Source organism: Pseudoalteromonas sp. RWi3 (genome assembly GCF_054960735.1).
Window position 1 is genome coordinate 18,604 of sequence record NZ_JBHNYL010000001.1, and the last position, 18,671, is coordinate 37,274.

At 39.4% G+C, this 18,671-nt stretch carries 13 protein-coding genes; 9 read left to right on the forward strand and 4 right to left on the reverse strand.

What is annotated here, in order from left to right; translation table 11 throughout:
- Positions 1-35 precede the first annotated feature (35 nt).
- The 4 genes from ACFI4Z_RS00085 to ACFI4Z_RS00100 all read left to right on the forward strand — a co-directional run bounded on the left by ACFI4Z_RS00085 (position 36) and on the right by ACFI4Z_RS00100 (position 3,907).
- The gene (locus ACFI4Z_RS00085; protein ID WP_462668812.1) at positions 36-734 is read left to right on the forward strand and encodes a CoA transferase subunit A; all 699 of its coding nucleotides are present in this window, start codon (positions 36-38) and stop codon (positions 732-734) included.
- Between the two features lie 11 nt (positions 735-745).
- Complete coding sequence (locus tag ACFI4Z_RS00090) at positions 746-1,402, forward strand: 3-oxoacid CoA-transferase subunit B (protein ID WP_099293843.1); 657 nt, start codon at positions 746-748, stop codon at positions 1,400-1,402.
- 369 nt (positions 1,403-1,771) lie between these two features.
- Entirely contained in the window at positions 1,772-2,650 is an 879-nt protein-coding gene (locus tag ACFI4Z_RS00095) for a LysR family transcriptional regulator (RefSeq protein ID WP_462668813.1), read from the forward strand.
- Between the two features lie 186 nt (positions 2,651-2,836).
- Positions 2,837-3,907, forward strand: a complete 1,071-nt coding sequence (locus ACFI4Z_RS00100) for a GGDEF domain-containing protein (RefSeq protein ID WP_462668814.1) — start codon at positions 2,837-2,839, stop codon at positions 3,905-3,907.
- A 20-nt stretch (positions 3,908-3,927) separates the two neighbouring features.
- On the opposite strand, the gene msrA is transcribed toward ACFI4Z_RS00100, so the two are convergent.
- Positions 3,928-5,202, reverse strand: coding sequence for a peptide-methionine (S)-S-oxide reductase MsrA (gene msrA, locus ACFI4Z_RS00105; protein ID WP_462668815.1), 1,275 nt, complete (start codon positions 5,200-5,202; stop codon positions 3,928-3,930).
- Positions 5,203-5,392: 190 nt separating this feature from the next.
- On the opposite strand from msrA, the gene ACFI4Z_RS00110 reads away from it, so the two are divergent.
- From ACFI4Z_RS00110 to ACFI4Z_RS00130, 5 genes are all read left to right on the forward strand, one after another.
- Entirely contained in the window at positions 5,393-6,910 is a 1,518-nt protein-coding gene (locus ACFI4Z_RS00110) for a leucyl aminopeptidase (protein ID WP_462668816.1), read from the forward strand.
- A 140-nt stretch (positions 6,911-7,050) separates the two neighbouring features.
- Entirely contained in the window at positions 7,051-7,740 is a 690-nt protein-coding gene (pxpB, locus tag ACFI4Z_RS00115; RefSeq protein ID WP_462668817.1) for a 5-oxoprolinase subunit PxpB, read from the forward strand.
- Complete coding sequence (locus ACFI4Z_RS00120; protein ID WP_462668818.1) at positions 7,737-8,666, forward strand: 5-oxoprolinase subunit C family protein; 930 nt, start codon at positions 7,737-7,739, stop codon at positions 8,664-8,666. The genes pxpB and ACFI4Z_RS00120 overlap by 4 nt, the downstream gene beginning before the upstream one ends.
- Before the next feature lie 276 nt (positions 8,667-8,942).
- On the forward strand, positions 8,943-10,610 hold the full coding sequence (gene asnB, locus ACFI4Z_RS00125; RefSeq protein ID WP_462668819.1) for an asparagine synthase B: 1,668 nt from the start codon (positions 8,943-8,945) through the stop codon (positions 10,608-10,610).
- 418 nt (positions 10,611-11,028) lie between these two features.
- Positions 11,029-12,603, forward strand: coding sequence for a BCCT family transporter (locus tag ACFI4Z_RS00130; RefSeq protein ID WP_462668820.1), 1,575 nt, complete (start codon positions 11,029-11,031; stop codon positions 12,601-12,603).
- A 43-nt stretch (positions 12,604-12,646) separates the two neighbouring features.
- On the opposite strand, the gene ACFI4Z_RS00135 is transcribed toward ACFI4Z_RS00130, so the two are convergent.
- The 3 genes from ACFI4Z_RS00135 to ACFI4Z_RS00145 all read right to left on the reverse strand — a co-directional run bounded on the left by ACFI4Z_RS00135 (position 12,647) and on the right by ACFI4Z_RS00145 (position 18,670).
- The gene (locus ACFI4Z_RS00135) at positions 12,647-13,336 is read right to left on the reverse strand and encodes a 3'-5' exonuclease (protein ID WP_462668821.1); all 690 of its coding nucleotides are present in this window, start codon (positions 13,334-13,336) and stop codon (positions 12,647-12,649) included.
- A gap of 13 nt (positions 13,337-13,349) precedes the next feature.
- Positions 13,350-15,248, reverse strand: coding sequence for a DUF294 nucleotidyltransferase-like domain-containing protein (locus tag ACFI4Z_RS00140; protein WP_462668822.1), 1,899 nt, complete (start codon positions 15,246-15,248; stop codon positions 13,350-13,352).
- Positions 15,249-15,592: 344 nt separating this feature from the next.
- Positions 15,593-18,670 carry an efflux RND transporter permease subunit gene (locus tag ACFI4Z_RS00145; protein ID WP_462668823.1) on the reverse strand — a complete coding sequence of 1,026 codons (3,078 nt, stop codon included), beginning with the start codon at positions 18,668-18,670 and terminating at the stop codon, positions 15,593-15,595.
- Position 18,671: the final 1 nt, after the last annotated feature.

Genomic DNA, 18,671 nt, shown 5'->3' on the forward strand with positions numbered 1-18,671 from the left:
TGGTTTACGACGTAATCATATTAAGGAGTGGGCCCATGGCCGGTTTCGATAAAGTAGTTTCAAGTTATGAAGCTGCAATGGAAGGTTTAAAGGATGGCGATACAATCATAGCCGGTGGCTTTGGTTTATGTGGCATCCCAGAAGGGCTTATTAACGAAATAAAGCGTAAGCAAACTAAAGATCTAACCGTGGTATCAAATAACTGCGGTGTTGATGATTTTGGTCTTGGAATTTTATTACACGACAAACAAATTAAAAAAATTATCGCATCTTATGTCGGTGAAAACGCATTATTCGAACAGCAGCTGTTAAATGGTGAAATTGATGTAGTTCTTACCCCTCAAGGTACTTTAGCTGAAAAAATGCGTGCCGGTGGTGCAGGCATACCAGCATTTTATACTGCAACAGGTTACGGTACACCGGTAGCGCAAGGTAAAGAAGTAAAGGAGTTTGACGGCCGCCCTTATATTCTTGAAGAATCGATTACGGGTGAGTTTGCTATTGTCAAAGCGTGGAAAGCAGATCGTTATGGCAATCTAGTGTTTCGTCATACCGCAATGAATTTCAATCCTATGGCAGCCACAGCAGGTAAAATTACCATTGCTGAGGTTGAAGAAATTGTTGAACCTGGAGAGCTCGAGCCGAGCCAAATTCACACCCCTGGCATTTTTGTTAACCGTGTTATCAAAGGTAATTTTGAAAAACGCATTGAACGCATCACCACCAGCGATTAGGAGTAACGAGCATGGCATTATCACGTGAACAAGTCGCAATGCGGGTTGCGCAAGAGCTTCAAGATGGTTATTACGTAAATTTAGGCATAGGTATCCCTACCCTTGTTGCTAACTACGTACCTGATGGTATTGAGGTTATGCTACAGTCTGAAAATGGTTTACTAGGTATGGGTCAGTACCCTACAAAAGACCAAGTTGATGCTGATATGATTAACGCGGGTAAAGAAACCGTGACAGCAGCAACAGGTGCTGCCATATTTAATAGTGCAGATAGTTTTGCAATGATCCGTGGTGGTCATGTAGACTTAACGGTATTAGGTGCATTTGAAGTTGACCAGAACGGAAATATCGCGTCGTGGATGATCCCCAAAAAGCTGATTAAAGGCATGGGTGGCGCGATGGACCTTGTTGCTGGTGCAAAGAATATTATTGTTACTATGACCCATGCAAGTAAACATGGTGATTCAAAACTTCTTGAAAGTTGCTCTTTACCACTAACCGGTGTTAACTGTGTAAAGAAAATAGTAACCGATTTAGCCGTTTTAGAAGTTAAAGACGGCGCATTTCATTTATTAGAACGCGCCCCAGGTGTGTCAGTCGATGAAATAATTAGCAAAACAGCAGGTAAATTACTTGTTGATGGTGAAGTCCCTGAGATGGTTTTTTAAACCAGACAGACTCACCCTGTACCGACCTCATTCCCAGTGCCAATGGCGCTGAGTTACCCAAAATCCCTCTTACGAGGGATTTTTTTTGTCTAAAATTCACTGCACCAATTTATAGCATACACATTATTTATTGCCCCAATATAGCTATATCGTTTAAATGTTACTTACGTTACTAATAATGAAATTAAATCATCTTTTAATAATTAAAAACCTTATACACACGAAATTGTATTTTTAATAACCGTAAAATGTTCGTTTTTTACTATTAAATGCAAAAATTAACCTATTAACTAACTAAAAAGGCTAAGTCTTTGCAAATTGGGTTATTTATTGCTTAACTAACCTTATTGAGAATTACTAACATCGACTATGCAAACACCTATCAGAGGGTTACGTTCATTTTGTTTTGCGGCAAGAACGTTAAGCTTTAAAGAAGCCGCCAACCAGCTCTACCTAACGCCATCCGCTGTGAGCCATCAAATTAAACAATTGGAAGAGCAGCTAGGTATTGAGCTTTTTGAGCGTCAAACGCGTTCAATACGGTTAACATCCGCAGGGAAAAACTTTTATGATTCTGTTTCACCTTTGATAAAAGCACTCGAAAAGACCATAACGGAATTTAGTCAACTACAAGAAAATGTAAATATTAGTATCACCTTACCTGAATTTTTTGCCAGTGAACTATTAATGCCAAAACTTAGTGAATGGACCACCGAGCACCCAAATACTAACTTACAATTAAACACCATGAAAACGCGTAAAGAGCTGACTAGACAAAGTGATTTATCAATTGTTTTATCATCCTCTAAGCCAATTGAAGGTGTGGTTCACGAACTATTTTCATTATCATATTCGCCGGCATGTAATAAACAAAACTGGGAGGCTTGGAAAGATGCACCTTTTCAAGCACTCAATGAAGTACCATTAATATTACATAAAGCACGCCCATGGGCTTGGCACCAATGGGCAGAACATGCTGGCATAGAAGATTTTGCGCCTAAACAAATTATTCAAGTAGACAGTATGTTTGGTGTTGCTCGCGCAGCTCAGCAAGGTATGGGAATTGCTCTAATCCCATTGCCTATAAGCCAGACGTGGTTTGAAGAGCAATGGTTATTTAGTTTTACGGACCTACCCTTAAAAACAAAAGATAAATACTATTTAGTCCAGCATGAACCAAGCGAATCAAATGCTTCGTTAGAATTATTCATAAAGTGGATATTAGATACCTTTAAACATCTTAAATAATGCCAGTTCAATAAGTTACTCTTAGAGAATACTTTACTTCTTTAACTTTTATCCTAATATTTAATTTAGTTAGGTATTAAGCAGCGCTATCTATTGATAATTAAACTTGTTGTGTTACCAATCAATTTGAGGGAATAAAGTTGAAAACAGCCCAAATATTGTCTTTTGACATCTGCGGAGTAACGCATGAGTAGAACTGATACCACGTTACTCGAGCAAATGCAGATTAGTGACCTTGAAATTGCCAATAGAATGGAATTACTAAGCTTAACTAAATCTTCCCTTTCGCAAATATCTGAGCACAAGCAACTCATTGAAGATAATATCGATTTAATTGTTGATGATTTTTATGAAAAACAAACTGAAATTGATGAAATATCTTTACTCATTGGTGATGCGGAAACGCTCACGCGTCTTAGAAATGCACAACGTAAATACGTTATTGATTTATTTTCTGGGAGTTACGACAGTAACTACGTAAATAACCGATTACGCATAGGCATGGTTCACAAACGCATAGGTGTTGAGCCAAAACTCTATCTCTCAGCAGTAAAAACACTCAAAGAACTAATTGTTACTGTATTAAAAAATAACATTGATGACCCCTGTGAGTTAGAAGATACATTAACAACACTAGAAAATTTATTTTACTTTGATACAACGCTGGTATTCGACACCTATATTGGAAGCCTACTGGGTGAAATTGAGTCAGCAAAAAGAAAGACTGAGCAATACGCTAAAAGTCTTGAGATGAAAGTAGCTGAGCGAACTTTGCAATTAGAAGAACAAACACGCCTTGACCCGCTTACCCGCATTTACAACCAACGTGCTATGCAAGATGTGCTAAGAAGAGAGCTTGCCGTCGCTAAAAGGCGTGATAGTAACTTATCTTTTATTTACATAGATGTTGATAACTTTAAAGAAATTAACGATCAGGAAGGTCACTTAAAAGGCAACGAGGTACTTAAGTTTATTGCTAATGTATTAACCTGTTGTATTCGAGAGGTTGATCTTGCCTGTCGGTACGGTGGAGATGAATTTTGTATTATTTTACCTGATTGTGCCATCGAACAAACTGAGATTATTTGTAATCGTATCATTGAACAGTTTACTAATAGCTACCCTAAATATGCATTAAGTATGGGGGTTTCTGGCGTTACCCCTGGTAAAAGCTTAGATACTGATGCAATCATAAAACAAGCTGATGACAAAATGTACCTGGCAAAGGAAGAACCAGGTTCATTTGTCTGTTATTGACGCAACTTAAATTATTAATTTTAGCGAGGTATGAATTCTAAAACAGTGGCATTAATGCAGTACCTATCTTGATTATTAGGTCCTTCTTTTGGGAATAAATGACCAAGATGAATACCACTGGATTTAGATCTGATTTCTATTCTTTGCATGCCATAACTATTATCTTCGTGTTCTGTTACCGAGTCTTTTACCGGGTGTGTAAAAGATAACCAACCGGTGCCCGATTTGAATCTATCTTGGGTATCGAATAAAGGTTCACCGCTGAGCTTATCTACAAATTGTCCATCCGGCGTATTTTTAAAAATATCGTATTCCTTACAAAATGGGCTGTCTGTGCGTGAATTAAAAGCAACTTTGTAAGCCTCGCTATCACCTAGCTTAAACGCGCCTAATACTTTATAAAAATCTAGCCTGTTAATAAAACCTTGGTGTGAAAAAACCTCTTTACCATCTTCTAAAAAAATCAACGTTGGCGAAGCCCAAGTAGGCGAAGAAATAGTTAATTTATCGAGTTCGTCTGCTTTACGGTATGTAATTGCAATAGTACCTTTGTAATCATTAGTTACTTCTTTTTTAAGCTTCTCACAATAAGGACAGTAGTCGTTTGAATCAATAATAACTATCTGCTTGCCTATTAACAGCGAGCTATTATCTATTTTTTCTTTATCTACTTTGTCAAACAGCACACCCGTCGAATGATCTGGGCAATATCCATCTGGGTTTTTAGCAATATAGTCTTGATGGTAAGATTCAGCTTTATAGAAAGTACCTAAAGGTTTAATTATGGTTTTAATATCGCCATAGCCAGCTTTAGATAGGTAAGTTTGATATTCCTGTTTTAAATTATTTGCAAGCTCAAGTTGCTCTTCATTGCTCGTCAGAATAGTTGAACGATATTGAGTACCAATATCATTACCTTGACGATTTAGTTGAGTTGGATCGTGACTTTCAAAATATTTTTTTAGCAGCGTTTCAGTAGATATTCGGTTTGTATTGTATGTAACTTGAACAACTTCGGCATAGTTATTTTCATCAAAACGTCTTGATGGAGCCGTTATATTGCTGTAGGTCGCTTTAAAGCCACTACCATCTGCATAACCAGATACAGCATTGACAACACCAGGTAAAGCTTCGTATCGTTTTTCAGCACCCCAAAAACAGCCCGAGCCCAAAACCAACGTTTGTACATGCAGGCTTGCTTGCATTGGACTGTCGTTTTTTGAGTTTAAAGCATACCCCGTTAAGCTCACTGTTATTAAAGATGTACACAGTATTAACTTTGTCATCTTGCCCATAATATTTAGCTCCTTAGACCACAACTACTCAAATAGACCAAATAAGTAATTAAATAATTTCATTAAAGCTTCTAAATACTTTTTACAATAAATCTATACTCGTCGCTTTATATCAAAGCTTCACCGTGAAAAACTTAATATGAAGACCGAAATAAGGTAAAAAGCACTTTTATTTTATATTGGTGTGATCATGAAAAATATATTAAAAACCTCAGCTTTAACGCTAGCCCTAGCATCTAGTACGCAAGTAAGTGCGGCAAAGTTTAAGTTTTCGACAGAAATTGATAGTTCAGCACAAACCGTAGTTGTATTTTTTAGCCAAGATGGCGATAACGTACAATTCAAAGCGGTAGATAAACAATTAAATGAACTCCTTGCTCATACTGTTGACGTTAAAGGCTATAAAGGAAAAGTAGGTGAAGTATTAGAAGTAATTGCCCCTAAAGGTAGTCAGCATGAACGTATTTTGGTTGTTGGTACAGGTGAAATTGAGAAACTTGATAAAGCAGCAATAGCAAAATTAGGTGGAGATGTTCACGCTAAACTTTTAGCAAATAAAATAAATTCTGCCAGTGTTATATTTGATGACGTAAAAGGTACCTCTATTAACGCACAGCTAGCAGCAAACTTTGCCCACGGTGCTAATTTAAGAGATCACCGTTTTGAAAAATATAAAGAAGAGCCCAACAGTGCCACTATAAGCTATGCTTTTGACGTTGCTGATACCGATAAAACCCGTGCACAATACTCTATTTTACAAAGTATTCAAGAAGGTGTTTTTTTAGCGCGTGATTTAACCTCTGAAGTAGCCACTGAAATGACTCCTGTAGATTTTGCCAATGCTGCAAAAGAACTACAAAGTCTTGGCGTGACTGTCTCGGTGTTAGAACCTAAAGAATTAAAAAAGTTAGGAATGGGCGCGCTTGAAGCTGTTGGCCGTGGAAGCCAACAAGGTGCCCGTTTAGTTGTTGCCCATTATAAAGGTTCAAATGACAGCCCTATTGCGTTGGTTGGCAAAGGTATTACGTTTGACTCTGGTGGTTACAGTATAAAAACAGGCGCATCTATTGCCAGAATGAAATCTGACATGGCAGGCGCTGCCGCTGTACTGGGTACAGTAAAAGCAATGGCATTGGCGAAAGCCGATAAAAACGTGGTTGCTGTAATGGGCATGGCTGCTAACATGGTTTCACAATTTGCTGTAGCCCCTGGTGATGTTGTTCGAACCGCAGAAGGTTTAAGCGTTGAAATTGTAAATACAGACGCTGAAGGTCGTTTAGTGTTAAGTGATGCTATGTGGTATGCAAGAAAGCACTTCAGACCAGAAATCATGATTGACGTAGCAACACTTACAGGTTCTAAAATTAGAGCAGTTGGCAATGACTATGCAGCAATATTCTCTGATGATGATTCTCTTATCTCTGAGCTGACATTTGCTGGCAAAGCGGTAAATGAAAACGTATGGCGTTTACCTTTGGGCTATAAAGATGCATTAAGTTCAGACATAGCTGACCTTAAGAACATAGGCTCAAGCGGTCCTGGTGCTACAACAGCAGCAAGCTTTTTAGAACATTTTGCAGGTGAAACGCGTTGGGTTCATATCGATATTGCCGGCAATGCGTTAGCAACAAAAGGTAAAGGAGAAATTTCACCTGGCGGCACTGGCTTCGGAGTTCGATTATTATCTGAATGGTTATTAAATAACTAACCATGCATCAGTAGTTTATACATGCACCAGTAGCTTATATTGGTGCATGCTTTTACTATGTTAGATTGTATGACCGACCGTCCTATTGTTCAATTTTTATTCCTGTAAACATATTGTCTTTATTGTGCTAGTTTAGCAGTATGAATAATTACAGTATCAAAGTAATGAATTTACAGCAAAATGTTAAAATCACTGCTACTAGTTCCCATAGTCTGTTTCTAGATGCTACTCATCTAAAAGATCCCCTTTTATCAGTTCAAAATAAGATATGGACTTTAGCAAAGCGATGCAAAGCAACAACTGCTTTCATTGATATTGTTCCAACAATGAACTCATTAACTTTATACTTAGCTAATTCAGATGATAGTAACCAATGGCAAGAAAAGTTATTACTTTGGTGGGAAACAACAAACATTGAAGAAAATAAAGGCACGCATCATAAGATTATCACTCAGTATGGCGGTAATGTCGGGGCTGATCTTGAGTTTATTGCTCAACATCACGGTATATCAACCCAGCGAGTAATCGAATTACATACCAGTGTTACTTACCACGTTTTATTTTTAGGTTTTCAGCCTGGGTTTACGTATTTACACGGCTTACCTACTGAGCTTGAAACACCTCGACGTTCTGAGCCGAGAACTCATGTACCAAAAGGCTCCGTGGCTATAGGGGCTGATCAAACAGGAATTTACCCAGCTGATTCACCTGGTGGTTGGCATATCATTGGACACACTGAATTTAGTTTATTCGATTGGCAAAAAACTTCTCCTTGTGAGATAGCACCTGGTGATACATTACAATTCATATCCGATGAGGCGTTGTCATGATAGAAGTATTAAAAGCTGGTTTATTAATGAGTATTCAAGACCAAGGTAGATTTGGTTTTCGACATATCGGCGTATCACAGTCAGGTGCAATCGACCCATTCGCAGCAAGAATGGCAAACACCTTATTGAAAAACCACATAGATGATGCAGTGATAGAAATTACACTCGGTCTTGCGAAGTTACTATTTAAATGTGACACAGTAATAGCTTTAATAGGCACGGATATGCAGGCTCAATTAGACGACAAACCAGTCTACCCTGGCTGGACGTATGCTATTAAGCAAGGACAAACTTTAACCTTTAAGACTGCTCGAAATGGTTTTAGAGCCTATGTTGGCGTAAAAGGCGGCGTCTTATGTGAACCCGTAATGGGCTCTCGCTCAACTGACTTGGCAGCAGGGTTTGGTGGCACGACAGGCTTAGCACTCAAAGAAGGCGATAAAATCCCAGTCCAGCCTTATCATAAAGACTGGCCTAAGAGAGGCGCCATATTACCACCAAAACGCCATGTGATTCGCGTTCACCCAAGCATTCATGCCGACTTACTAACGGAACATACTTTACGCTCATTTTGTGAAACTAAATGGCGTGTTAAACCACAAAGCAATCGAATGGGTGTACGACTTTCAAATGAAAATTCAACATTATCACATAGTCACTCCCTGCCATCACTTGCAGTTAACCCAGGCTCTATCCAACTGCCGCCAAATGGTGAGCCGATTGTTTTGCTGAACGATGCACAAACAACTGGGGGTTACCCCTTACTTGGCACTATCATTAGTGCAGATTTGTATCACTTTGCTCAACTAAAACCAGGTGACACTATCCGCTTCGAATACGTAGATATGCAAACAGCGATTAAAGCACAAAAAAAAATTGAAGCACACTTTGCACAGCTTGCTATCGCATTAAATAACGCCTATTAAATTTTTATTAATGCGCACCACCTTGGTGCGCTTACTATACAAAATAGTGAATTAAATATCCCTATAGTTGGCTTGCCGTTCATAAAATGGGCTCATCACAGGCTAGAGTAAAGATTTTTCCCCTCTTTAGTGCATTCACAAATATAGTGGTGCATAAATTATTCTAATAATATTGTAAAAGCTATGTGACTTAGTTATTTATTTCTGATAAAACAAGAGTTCGCGTATAAAACAAATCTGTTTTAAGCGCACACATGATAGGAATGAGGAGTTACTATGTGTTCAATTTTTGGTGTATTAGACATTAAGTCTGATGCCACACAGTTGCGTAGTCAAGCAATTGAAATGTCAAAGTTATTACGTCACCGCGGACCTGATTGGTCTGGCGTGTACTCATCTGATAAAGCAATTTTAGTGCATGAGCGCTTGGCAATTGTTGGTGTAAGCAGTGGCGCACAGCCATTATACAATCCAGAAAAAACAAATATTCTCGCTGTTAATGGAGAAATCTATAACCACAAAGAACTGGCTGCTGACTTAAAGACTGATTTTACTTTTCAAACTCAATCAGATTGCGAAGTTATATTGGCGCTTTACAAAGAGAAAGGCCCTGATTTTTTAGACAATCTTAATGGCATTTTTGCTTTTTGCTTATACGATGAAGAAAATGATGCATACCTTATTGGTCGCGACCATATTGGCATTATACCGCTTTATACAGGACATGATGAACATGGGAATTTCTATGTTGCTTCTGAATTAAAAGCGTTATCTCCTATTTGTAAACATATCGAAGAATTTCCGCCAGGTCACTACTTATACAGTAAAGATGGTGAATTACGCCCATATTATGCGCGTGATTGGCAAACTTTTGATGCCGTGAAAAGCAATGACGCTAAAGCACAAGATGTTAAAGACGCATTAGAAGCAGCCGTTAAACGTCAATTAATGTGTGATGTGCCCTATGGTGTTTTACTCTCTGGTGGTCTTGATTCATCTGTAATCTCTGCAATTACACAACGCTTTGCTGCAAAACGAATTGAAGATAATGACGAAAGTGACGCATGGTGGCCTAAATTACACTCATTTTCAGTCGGTCTTGAAGGCTCGCCTGACTTAGCCGCCGCCCAAAAAGTCGCTGATATGATTGGAACCGTGCATCACCCTATTCATTTCACAATACAAGAAGGCATTGACGCTCTAAAAGAAGTGATTTATCACATAGAAACTTATGATGTAACAACAATTCGAGCCTCAACACCGATGTATTTAATGGCACGACAAATTAAAGCCATGGGAATTAAAATGGTACTTTCAGGTGAAGGTGCTGACGAACTATTCGGTGGATACTTATACTTTCACAAAGCGCCAAATGCACAAGAGTTTCATGAAGAACTTAATCGTAAAGTGTCTAAATTACATATGTTTGATTGCCTACGAGCAAACAAATCTATGGCGGCATGGGGGGTAGAAGCACGTGTGCCATTTTTAGATAAAGAATTTGTTGATGTGGCAATGCGCACCAACCCTGAAGCCAAAATGTGTAAAGACGGTAAAATAGAAAAACATATTTTACGCGAAGGTTTTGACGGCTATTTGCCTGATGATGTTTTATGGCGTCAAAAAGAGCAATTTTCTGATGGTGTTGGTTATAGCTGGATTGATACGCTTAAAGAATATGTCGCTGAACAAGTGAGCGACCAAGATTTGGCAAATGCAAAGTTCAAATACCCTATCAATACTCCTGATTCTAAAGAAGCGTATTTTTACCGCACCATTTTTGAATCACATTTTCCGGGAGATGCTGCAGCTAAATGTGTACCACATGGTAAGTCTGTCGCTTGTTCTACACCTGAGGCGCTTGCTTGGGATGCATCATTTCAAAATAATGCTGACCCATCAGGCCGAGCCGCAGGTATTCACAACGATGCTTATGCGAAATAGCTGTATTCATCAATAATTTTTATAAAGACTGCACAAACTTTTGCATTGTGCAGTCTTTATTCAAAATAACACTCACCTATATTATCCATTAAATTTAAACATTTCGTTAATAAATTATAGTTAATCAAAATAAGAATACTCTCAACACTAAGCAAATTATCATTTAAAAGCAGCTAAAAATCTTAATTGTCGTTTATTTTTGCCCTCCCCATGACAAATTTAACCTACTTCTGTAAGCTATAAGAGTAATAATTAATATAAATTATGATTTTAGGGTTAAATTATTTACATTGACGGATGAACTTCTACACTTAGCCTAGTTCGTTCTTTTTAGTAAAAGGTTTGTATACAAACTTTACTTTTAATCTAATACCTAATTTAACTTAATACAAATCAAAATAAACAAATGGGGTTTTTCATGAGCGATAATCATGACAAATATAGCATTGATAATACTGATTACACTGTCGGTCAGGATAATGTACAGAAATGGGGTTTTGATGTTCATAATCCCGTTTTTGGAACAAGTGCGGGATTAATTTTAATTTTTTTAATCGCTGTTTTAGTCAGTGATCCTCAAACTGCTAAATCTACTTTAGATGGTATTAAATTCGATATTATTAATCATTTTGATAGTTTTTTAATGTGGTCTGCCAATATATTTCTATTGTTTTGTATAGGACTAATCCTTTCTCCCTACGGAAAAATTCGACTAGGCGGTATTAATGCACGCCCAACTCATTCTCGCTTATCTTGGATGGCAATGCTATTTGCAGCCGGTATGGGTATAGGTTTAATGTTTTGGGGCGTTGCTGAACCAGTAGCATATTTTACTGGTTGGTATGAAACACCTTTGAACGTCACACCTAACACCCCTGAGGCTGCAAAGCTAGCGATGGGTGCAACCATGTTCCATTGGGGCTTACACCCATGGGCAATTTATGCTGTTGTAGCATTATCACTTGCCTTTTTTACTTATAATAAAGGCTTACCGCTTTCTATTAGATCTATTTTCTATCCAATACTTGGCGATAAAACATGGGGTTGGCCAGGCCATATCATTGATATTTTAGCGGTATTAGCAACCTTATTCGGTTTAGCTACATCACTTGGGCTTGGTGCACAACAGGCATCAGCTGGTATTAATCATGTTTTCGGTATGGAATCTGGTGTTGGCTTACAAATACTGGTTATTGCTGTTGTTACATTGTTGGCTATCATTTCTGTTGTCCGTGGTATTGATGGCGGTGTGAAACTCCTAAGTAACGTAAACATGCTGATTGCATTTATCTTAATGACTTTTGTATGCCTTGTTGGTTTCGCAGCAGCTGTTGGTAATATACCCAACACCGTAATGGGGTATGTTGAGAATATCATTCCACTGAGCAATCCTCATGGCCGTGAGGATGAAACCTGGATGCATGGTTGGACTGTATTTTACTGGGCTTGGTGGATATCTTGGTCACCGTTTGTTGGTATGTTTATCGCTCGTGTGTCTGAAGGACGTACTATTAGAGAATTTTTAATTGCTGTGTTACTGATCCCAACTTTAGTCACTGTATTGTGGATGTCGATTTATGGTGGTATTGCCATTGATCAAGTTGTCAGTGGCATTGGTAAGCTAGGTACTGACGGTTTAACGCAAGTGCCTCTAGCTATGTTTGAAATGTTTGATGAACTACCTATGGCTAAGTTACTTTCATTTACTGCGGTTGTTTTAGTGTTGGTATTTTTTATCACCTCTTCGGACTCAGGCTCACTTGTAATAGATTCAATCACAGCAGGTGGTAAAGTTGATGCGCCTGTGCCGCAACGTATTTTCTGGGCATCAGTTGAAGGAGCAATTGCGGCTACTCTACTTTGGGTGGGAGGCACGCAGGCAATGGAAGCTTTACAAGCTGCTGCAGTTTCGACCGGTCTGCCCTTTACCGTTGTACTTTTATTAATGTGTGTAAGCTTATTGATGGGTTTAAAGACTGAACCGAGAAGCTAAGTAACACTTACAAATAAGAACGCCGCATTGATTGCGGCGTTTTTTATACCCATAAATCACTTAGTGGTGTATCAGTGCGATAGTGATAGGCCAACTGAGCTTGTAGTAGCTCTGCTGTAGCCAAGGCATCTGTTAATGCATTGTGGTTGTTATAAGCGGGTAAAGAGTAACGTGAACGCGAATCCGCCAACCTCACTGAATCAAGCTTATTATTTAGTACTCTTCCTAGCAGACCTTGTCGTGCTTTTAGTGCCCTTTTTTCCAATTCCATTGTATCAATAACCGCAAACTCAAGCCCTTCATTTAACCGCTCTTTTAATGCATGGTAAAGAAAATGCCGTTCAACGGCAGCAAAGTGGACCACGATTACCTTGCCTGATAAAGCAGTGAGTAAGGGTGTTATAATTTCGGTAAAATCAGGGGCTTGATTTACCTCAGAGTGTGTAATGCCGTGGATTACTATTGAGTCCTCAGCCAGAGTTTGTCGAGGTTTTACTAACCATTGTTGGCTGTCACGGCATCGAATACGCTGTGTATTAAATGGTACTAGTCCAACACTAACAATATCATTATTTAAATAATCTAAACCCGTCGTTTCAAAATCAAGCGCAACCATAGGTACTTCACTAATCGGCATTGTTGGGTTGTCTATCGCGCTTTGATAAAAATCATGAACCGGTTTGGTTTTGCATTGAGTTTGTAGCTGCTTATATCGATTTGGCCAACTTAGCATTTAACCTCCTTCACTATTTAAGAGACACATTTGAAGAATACTTAAATTTAAGAAAATTCTGTGCTTTATCCAAAATTGCAAAAGCTTCTTTTAAATTTCGTTGCTCAAATGGTGATAGCAGATGGGGTTCCAAGTCATTATCAGGTTGTTCATTGAGCTGCTCAATTTGCCACGCTTGATGCCTAATACGGATCATAGCAATGTACTCCAGTGCATCTCTTAAGTCTTGCGCTTTTCCTTGCGGAAGTAATTTAGACTCAATAATATCTTCAAGTCGCTCAAAAGAATTCTGCTTTCTAGAACCGATAGCCAATGCATGCACACGTATCACATCTGATAGCGGTGCTGTACCACGTCGTTTTAAATTCATAGAACGTTTATGTTGGCCGTTATGCTCAAGTACAAAGTCTTTAAAAAAACCAAGTGGAGGGGTTCTATTTCGGGCATTATGCGCCATATTGACAAGAAAACGTTTATTTTTCCGCCCTTCTTGAGAAATAAACCGTTTTAATTCATCTGCCCATTTTAACTTCCCATATACGCCATCTAAGTCAAAGAAAATTGAACTATTTAGTAAGGCTTGAGGTTTAGGCTCTGCAATCCATTGGGCAAACTGTGCTTGCCACTGGGATTTTGTTAAGCGCCACTTTTTAAACGAAGCCATGATCTCACCGTCGCAATACGTATAACCACATTGCGCTAATCCGTCACAGACAAAATCCGCCAGTTTTTGAAAGTATTCATTATGCAACGACTCATCAAAACTGTTATCTAATATGAGTGCATTGTCTTGATCAGTTACGATGAGTTGTTCATCGCGAGCCATAGATCCTAATGCTATAAAGCAGTAAGGAATAGGAGGTGGGCCAAACTTTTCTTCAGCTAATACTAATAATCGCTGCTTAAACGTGCGCCCTATTACCGCCATTGCAGTGCCAATCATATGTGAATTTGCATCTTCATTTACCATACGTACAAAAACATTAGGCAGCTGGCGTGCATAATAAGCTAAGTCTTCAACCGATTGCTGAGCAAGGATGCCACGTACTAGCAGCAAACTGCTTTGTGATTCATAACGTAGAACGTCAGATAACGAAATAACACCAATGGGCTTTTTCTTTACCACAACGGGAAGATGATGAATATTATCCCTAAGCATGGCTAGTACCGCCTCAAATATATAAGCGTTGCTATCAAGTAGGATTAAGTCAGTTTGCATAATTGATTGCGCAGTGAGGGTAAAGCTTTTGCCTTGTGCAATTACTTTAGTCCTTAAGTCCCTATCAGTAATTATACCAACTACTTGACCATCATCGTCTTCAGGATCATCACTTACGAGTTTATCACAGTCGGTTACTAGAACAGATGACACTGACTCACTTGTCATAATTTGCGCTACTGTTTGAATACTGGCATCTTTTGCAACGGTAACAGCTTCACGATGAAGAAGAGATTTAACTTTAGCTGTTGTTAAGTCATTGCTATCAGCCTGCTCTACAATGGCTTGGTGCAATCTAACTGTGCCACTTGCTTCAAAGAAGTCAGCAAACACTTCATATTTATCGCAGTACCTATTAAATACCGACACATCAATACAATACACTAAAGTATCTTCAAGAGCCTTTGCAGGGTAACGCACTTTGCGGTTCATTAATAATCCCATTTGGCCGAAGATTCCACCGACGGTCAAACGATTATATAACTCTCCATCACGGCGATAGATTTCTACCGACCCGCTGCGAATTATATATAAATCATTAATGTCATCACCCAAATTTAAAATTGGGCTACCTGAACGATAGTAAGCAACTTCTATTTCACCTGAAAGTTGATTTAATGCATCGTCAGGTAATTCATCAAATGGTGCATGTTCACGAAGAAACGTGGCTATATCAACATGTTCGGCTTGCATAAACTAATCCTACTGAGTGCTTTACATCTATTGTGAGCCTTAACGACTATTTTTACAAAAATAGCCGTTAAAAATATTTCGGGTCTGTTTACCTTTCAAGGTTAAATTTGCAGTAGTCTGTTTGGTATTTAGGCAGCCAGCGCCTATGTGGTGTGGTATTCCCCATAAATAGGCGATCACGCAGAATCAATGGTAAAAAGGCGCTGCCCTTCGGGTTCAGCCTAGGGGCGATTTACTCTTTGTAGCTCGGTTTTGGCCCACTAGGTTACAAACCTCGCAGCGCGATTAAACCGTCCCTAGTTTAAACAAATTTTAATCCGCAAAGGACAACAGACCCTGATAGATCAAGCTTGCTCTAGCTCTTGTGCAAGTTGATTAGTTTCATCGCCACGAGGTTTAGTAAAACGCGCCAAACCAAGATAGATAACAGGAGTCAGATAAAGGGTGAATAATACCGCTAACCCAAGACCACCGAAAACAACCCACCCAATGGCGTTTCTCGCTTCTGCACCAGCCCCTGTTGACAAGATAAGTGGCAATGCACCTAATAGGGTTGATATCAATGTCATCGTAATCGGACGTAATCGAACCAACGCTGATTGCTCAACGGCTTTTCGTACGCTAAGGCCTTGATCACGTAATTGGTCAGCAAACTCAACAAGTAAAATCGCGTTTTTAGCAATCAATCCAATTAGCATGACGAGTCCAATTTGAGAGTAAATATTTAACGAGGTACCCGTTAAATAAAGTGCTAAAATGGCGGAAGTAATTCCAAATGGGACTGTTATCATAACAACAATTGCACTGTTCACATTTTCAAACTGTGCTGCTAGCACTAAAAACACAATTAAAAATGCCAATATATAGGTCATAAAGACTTCGTTAGACGTTTCTTCAAAGGTAAGTGCTTCACCTTTAAAAGCTAACGTTATCCCATCAGGTAAAGTTTGTTGGGATATATCACGAAGTTGAGTTACAAGTGATGCTATGGTCATCGATTCTGGTAATTCCATACTGAGTTCAATAGCACGACGTTGAGCATGTCTTTCTAATTCGGCTGCCACGCCCTCCTCTGTTATTTTAGCGACACTACTCAAAGGCACCAACTGTCCATTATTAGCGCTCACATAAAGGTTAGCAAGATCGCTGGGATCGCGAATTGTTTGGTTCTGTGATTGCAGCATAATTGGGATAGATTGATCGCCAATATTTAAATCTGCCACATCATCACCATTGATAGCAGCACGAAGAGTAATCGCTATATCGTTTAACGAAACACCTAATTCATCAGCCCGACGTCTGTCGATATTTACACGTAGCTGAGGTTGCGATGGCTGATAAGATACACGCACAGAACCCACACCTGGGATTTGCTGTTCAACCTTTGCTGAAAAATCCTGAGCGGCAGAAAATATCTGCTTATAATCTTGGCCTAATAAAGCCAATTCTATACCGCCACCTTGACCACGAAGGTTTAAACTATTTGAACCATTAGGGTATGCGGGAGCACCAGGGATACCCGTCAGCGGACCACGAATTTTATTGATGATTTCTTGTTGTGTAAAATGGCGTTCGTCCCAATGCTTGAGTGGCACTGTAATAAAAACAATGTTCGGATCCCATTGACCTACCACAGTGTAAATAGATTCTATTTCACCACTTTCAACAAATGGCAGAAGTATATCTTCCATTTTTATGGCTTGCCTATCCATAAAGTTAAGCCCGACACCATCAGGTCCACGGGAAAATATACGTATTTTACCTCTGTCTTCAGTTGGAAGAAGTTCATTTTCCAAATTAAAATACAGCGCACCAGAACCACCTGCCACCAGTAAGCACGTAATGAGTGTTACCCAAGCATGATCAAGTACCCAGTGGATTGTTTTAGTATAAACACCTGCTAGCCAATGGCCTAGTTTTGCAAAAGGATGCCAACCGCCTTGTTTTAATTTTAGTTTTGAAGTTAGCGCGGGCACTAAAGATAACGCCACGAAACTAGAGATAATAACTGCACCGGCTAAAACCCCGCCAAACTCTCTAAACAACCGCCCTGCTGTTGAAGGTAAAAAAGCAATAGGTATAAATACTGCTGCTAACACGGCAGTGGTCGCTATAACAGCAAAAAACACTTCACGAGTACCTATAACAGCTGCTGCACGTCTGCCTAACCCAAGCCCTCGTTGTCGCTGAATATTCTCACTCACTACAATTGCATCATCAACGATTAAACCGGTTGCTAATACCAATGCCAGTAAGGTTAATATATTAATTGAAAAACCAAGTGCCCATATCAACGCAAGAGAGCCAACTAACGCCACAGGGATAGCAAATGCAGGTACCAAGGTTGCGCGCCACGAGCCAATAAACACCCACAACGTAACGATAACCAATAGAATAGTTAAAATAAGAGAGCTAATAACTTCATCGACAGAACTACGAATAAATTGGGCATCATCAGAGGTTAATGTAAATTCTAGTTCAGGAAAACGGGTTCTCATTTTATCAAGTAGGTTAAGTACTTCATCTGATATCTCGATAGTATTAGATTGTGCTTGGCGAATAACTTCCATACCAATCACAGGTTGGCCATTTAAGCGTACCATCGAACGCGGATCTGCAGGACCGAAGTATACTGCAGCAATATCACCTATACGTGTGTTATCACGTATTATCATATCGCTCACTTGCTCCGCTGTAATAGATGTTGCATCAGCACGCACAATAACTTGCTGATCGGTTGACTTTAAACTCCCTGCTGGCACATCAAACGGAGCTTGACGAAGTACTTGTGCAACATCAGGGACTGTTAGGTTAAAGCTGGCTAATTTAAGAGGATCTAATCTTACGCGCAATACACGTTGACGATCACCATTTAGGCGAACATCAGCAACACCTGGAATGGTTAAAAATTGCGGCGCTAAATCAACTTCAACAAGTTCAGTTAATTCCTCAAGTGCAATGCTATTACTTGATACTGTTAACGATACAACAGCTTCAGCATCATTATCTGCTTTAATGATTGATACTCGTTCAACTTCTTCTGGTAATTCGCGCTGCACACGCGCTACAGATTCACGCGTTTCGTTAGCTGCATCATCTAAATTAATACCGGGTCTAAATTGCACAACTATTCGCGCGTTGCCCTCTTCACTTTGTGCACGAATTGTTTTAACGCCACTTACGCGAGCAACAGCACCTTCTAGTTTACTGGTCACTTCAGTGTCGACAGTTTCTGGTGAACCTCCTGGGAAAGACGCTGAAACAGTAATTCGGGGTTGATCCACGTCAGGTAGTTCTCGCACTTCGACACCTGCGATTGCTGCAATACCCGCGATAATTATTAATAGATTCAGAACAACAATAAGGATAGGTCTACGGATTGCCATCGATGGCAAATCTTGCATCAGCGGTTGCTGTTTCATA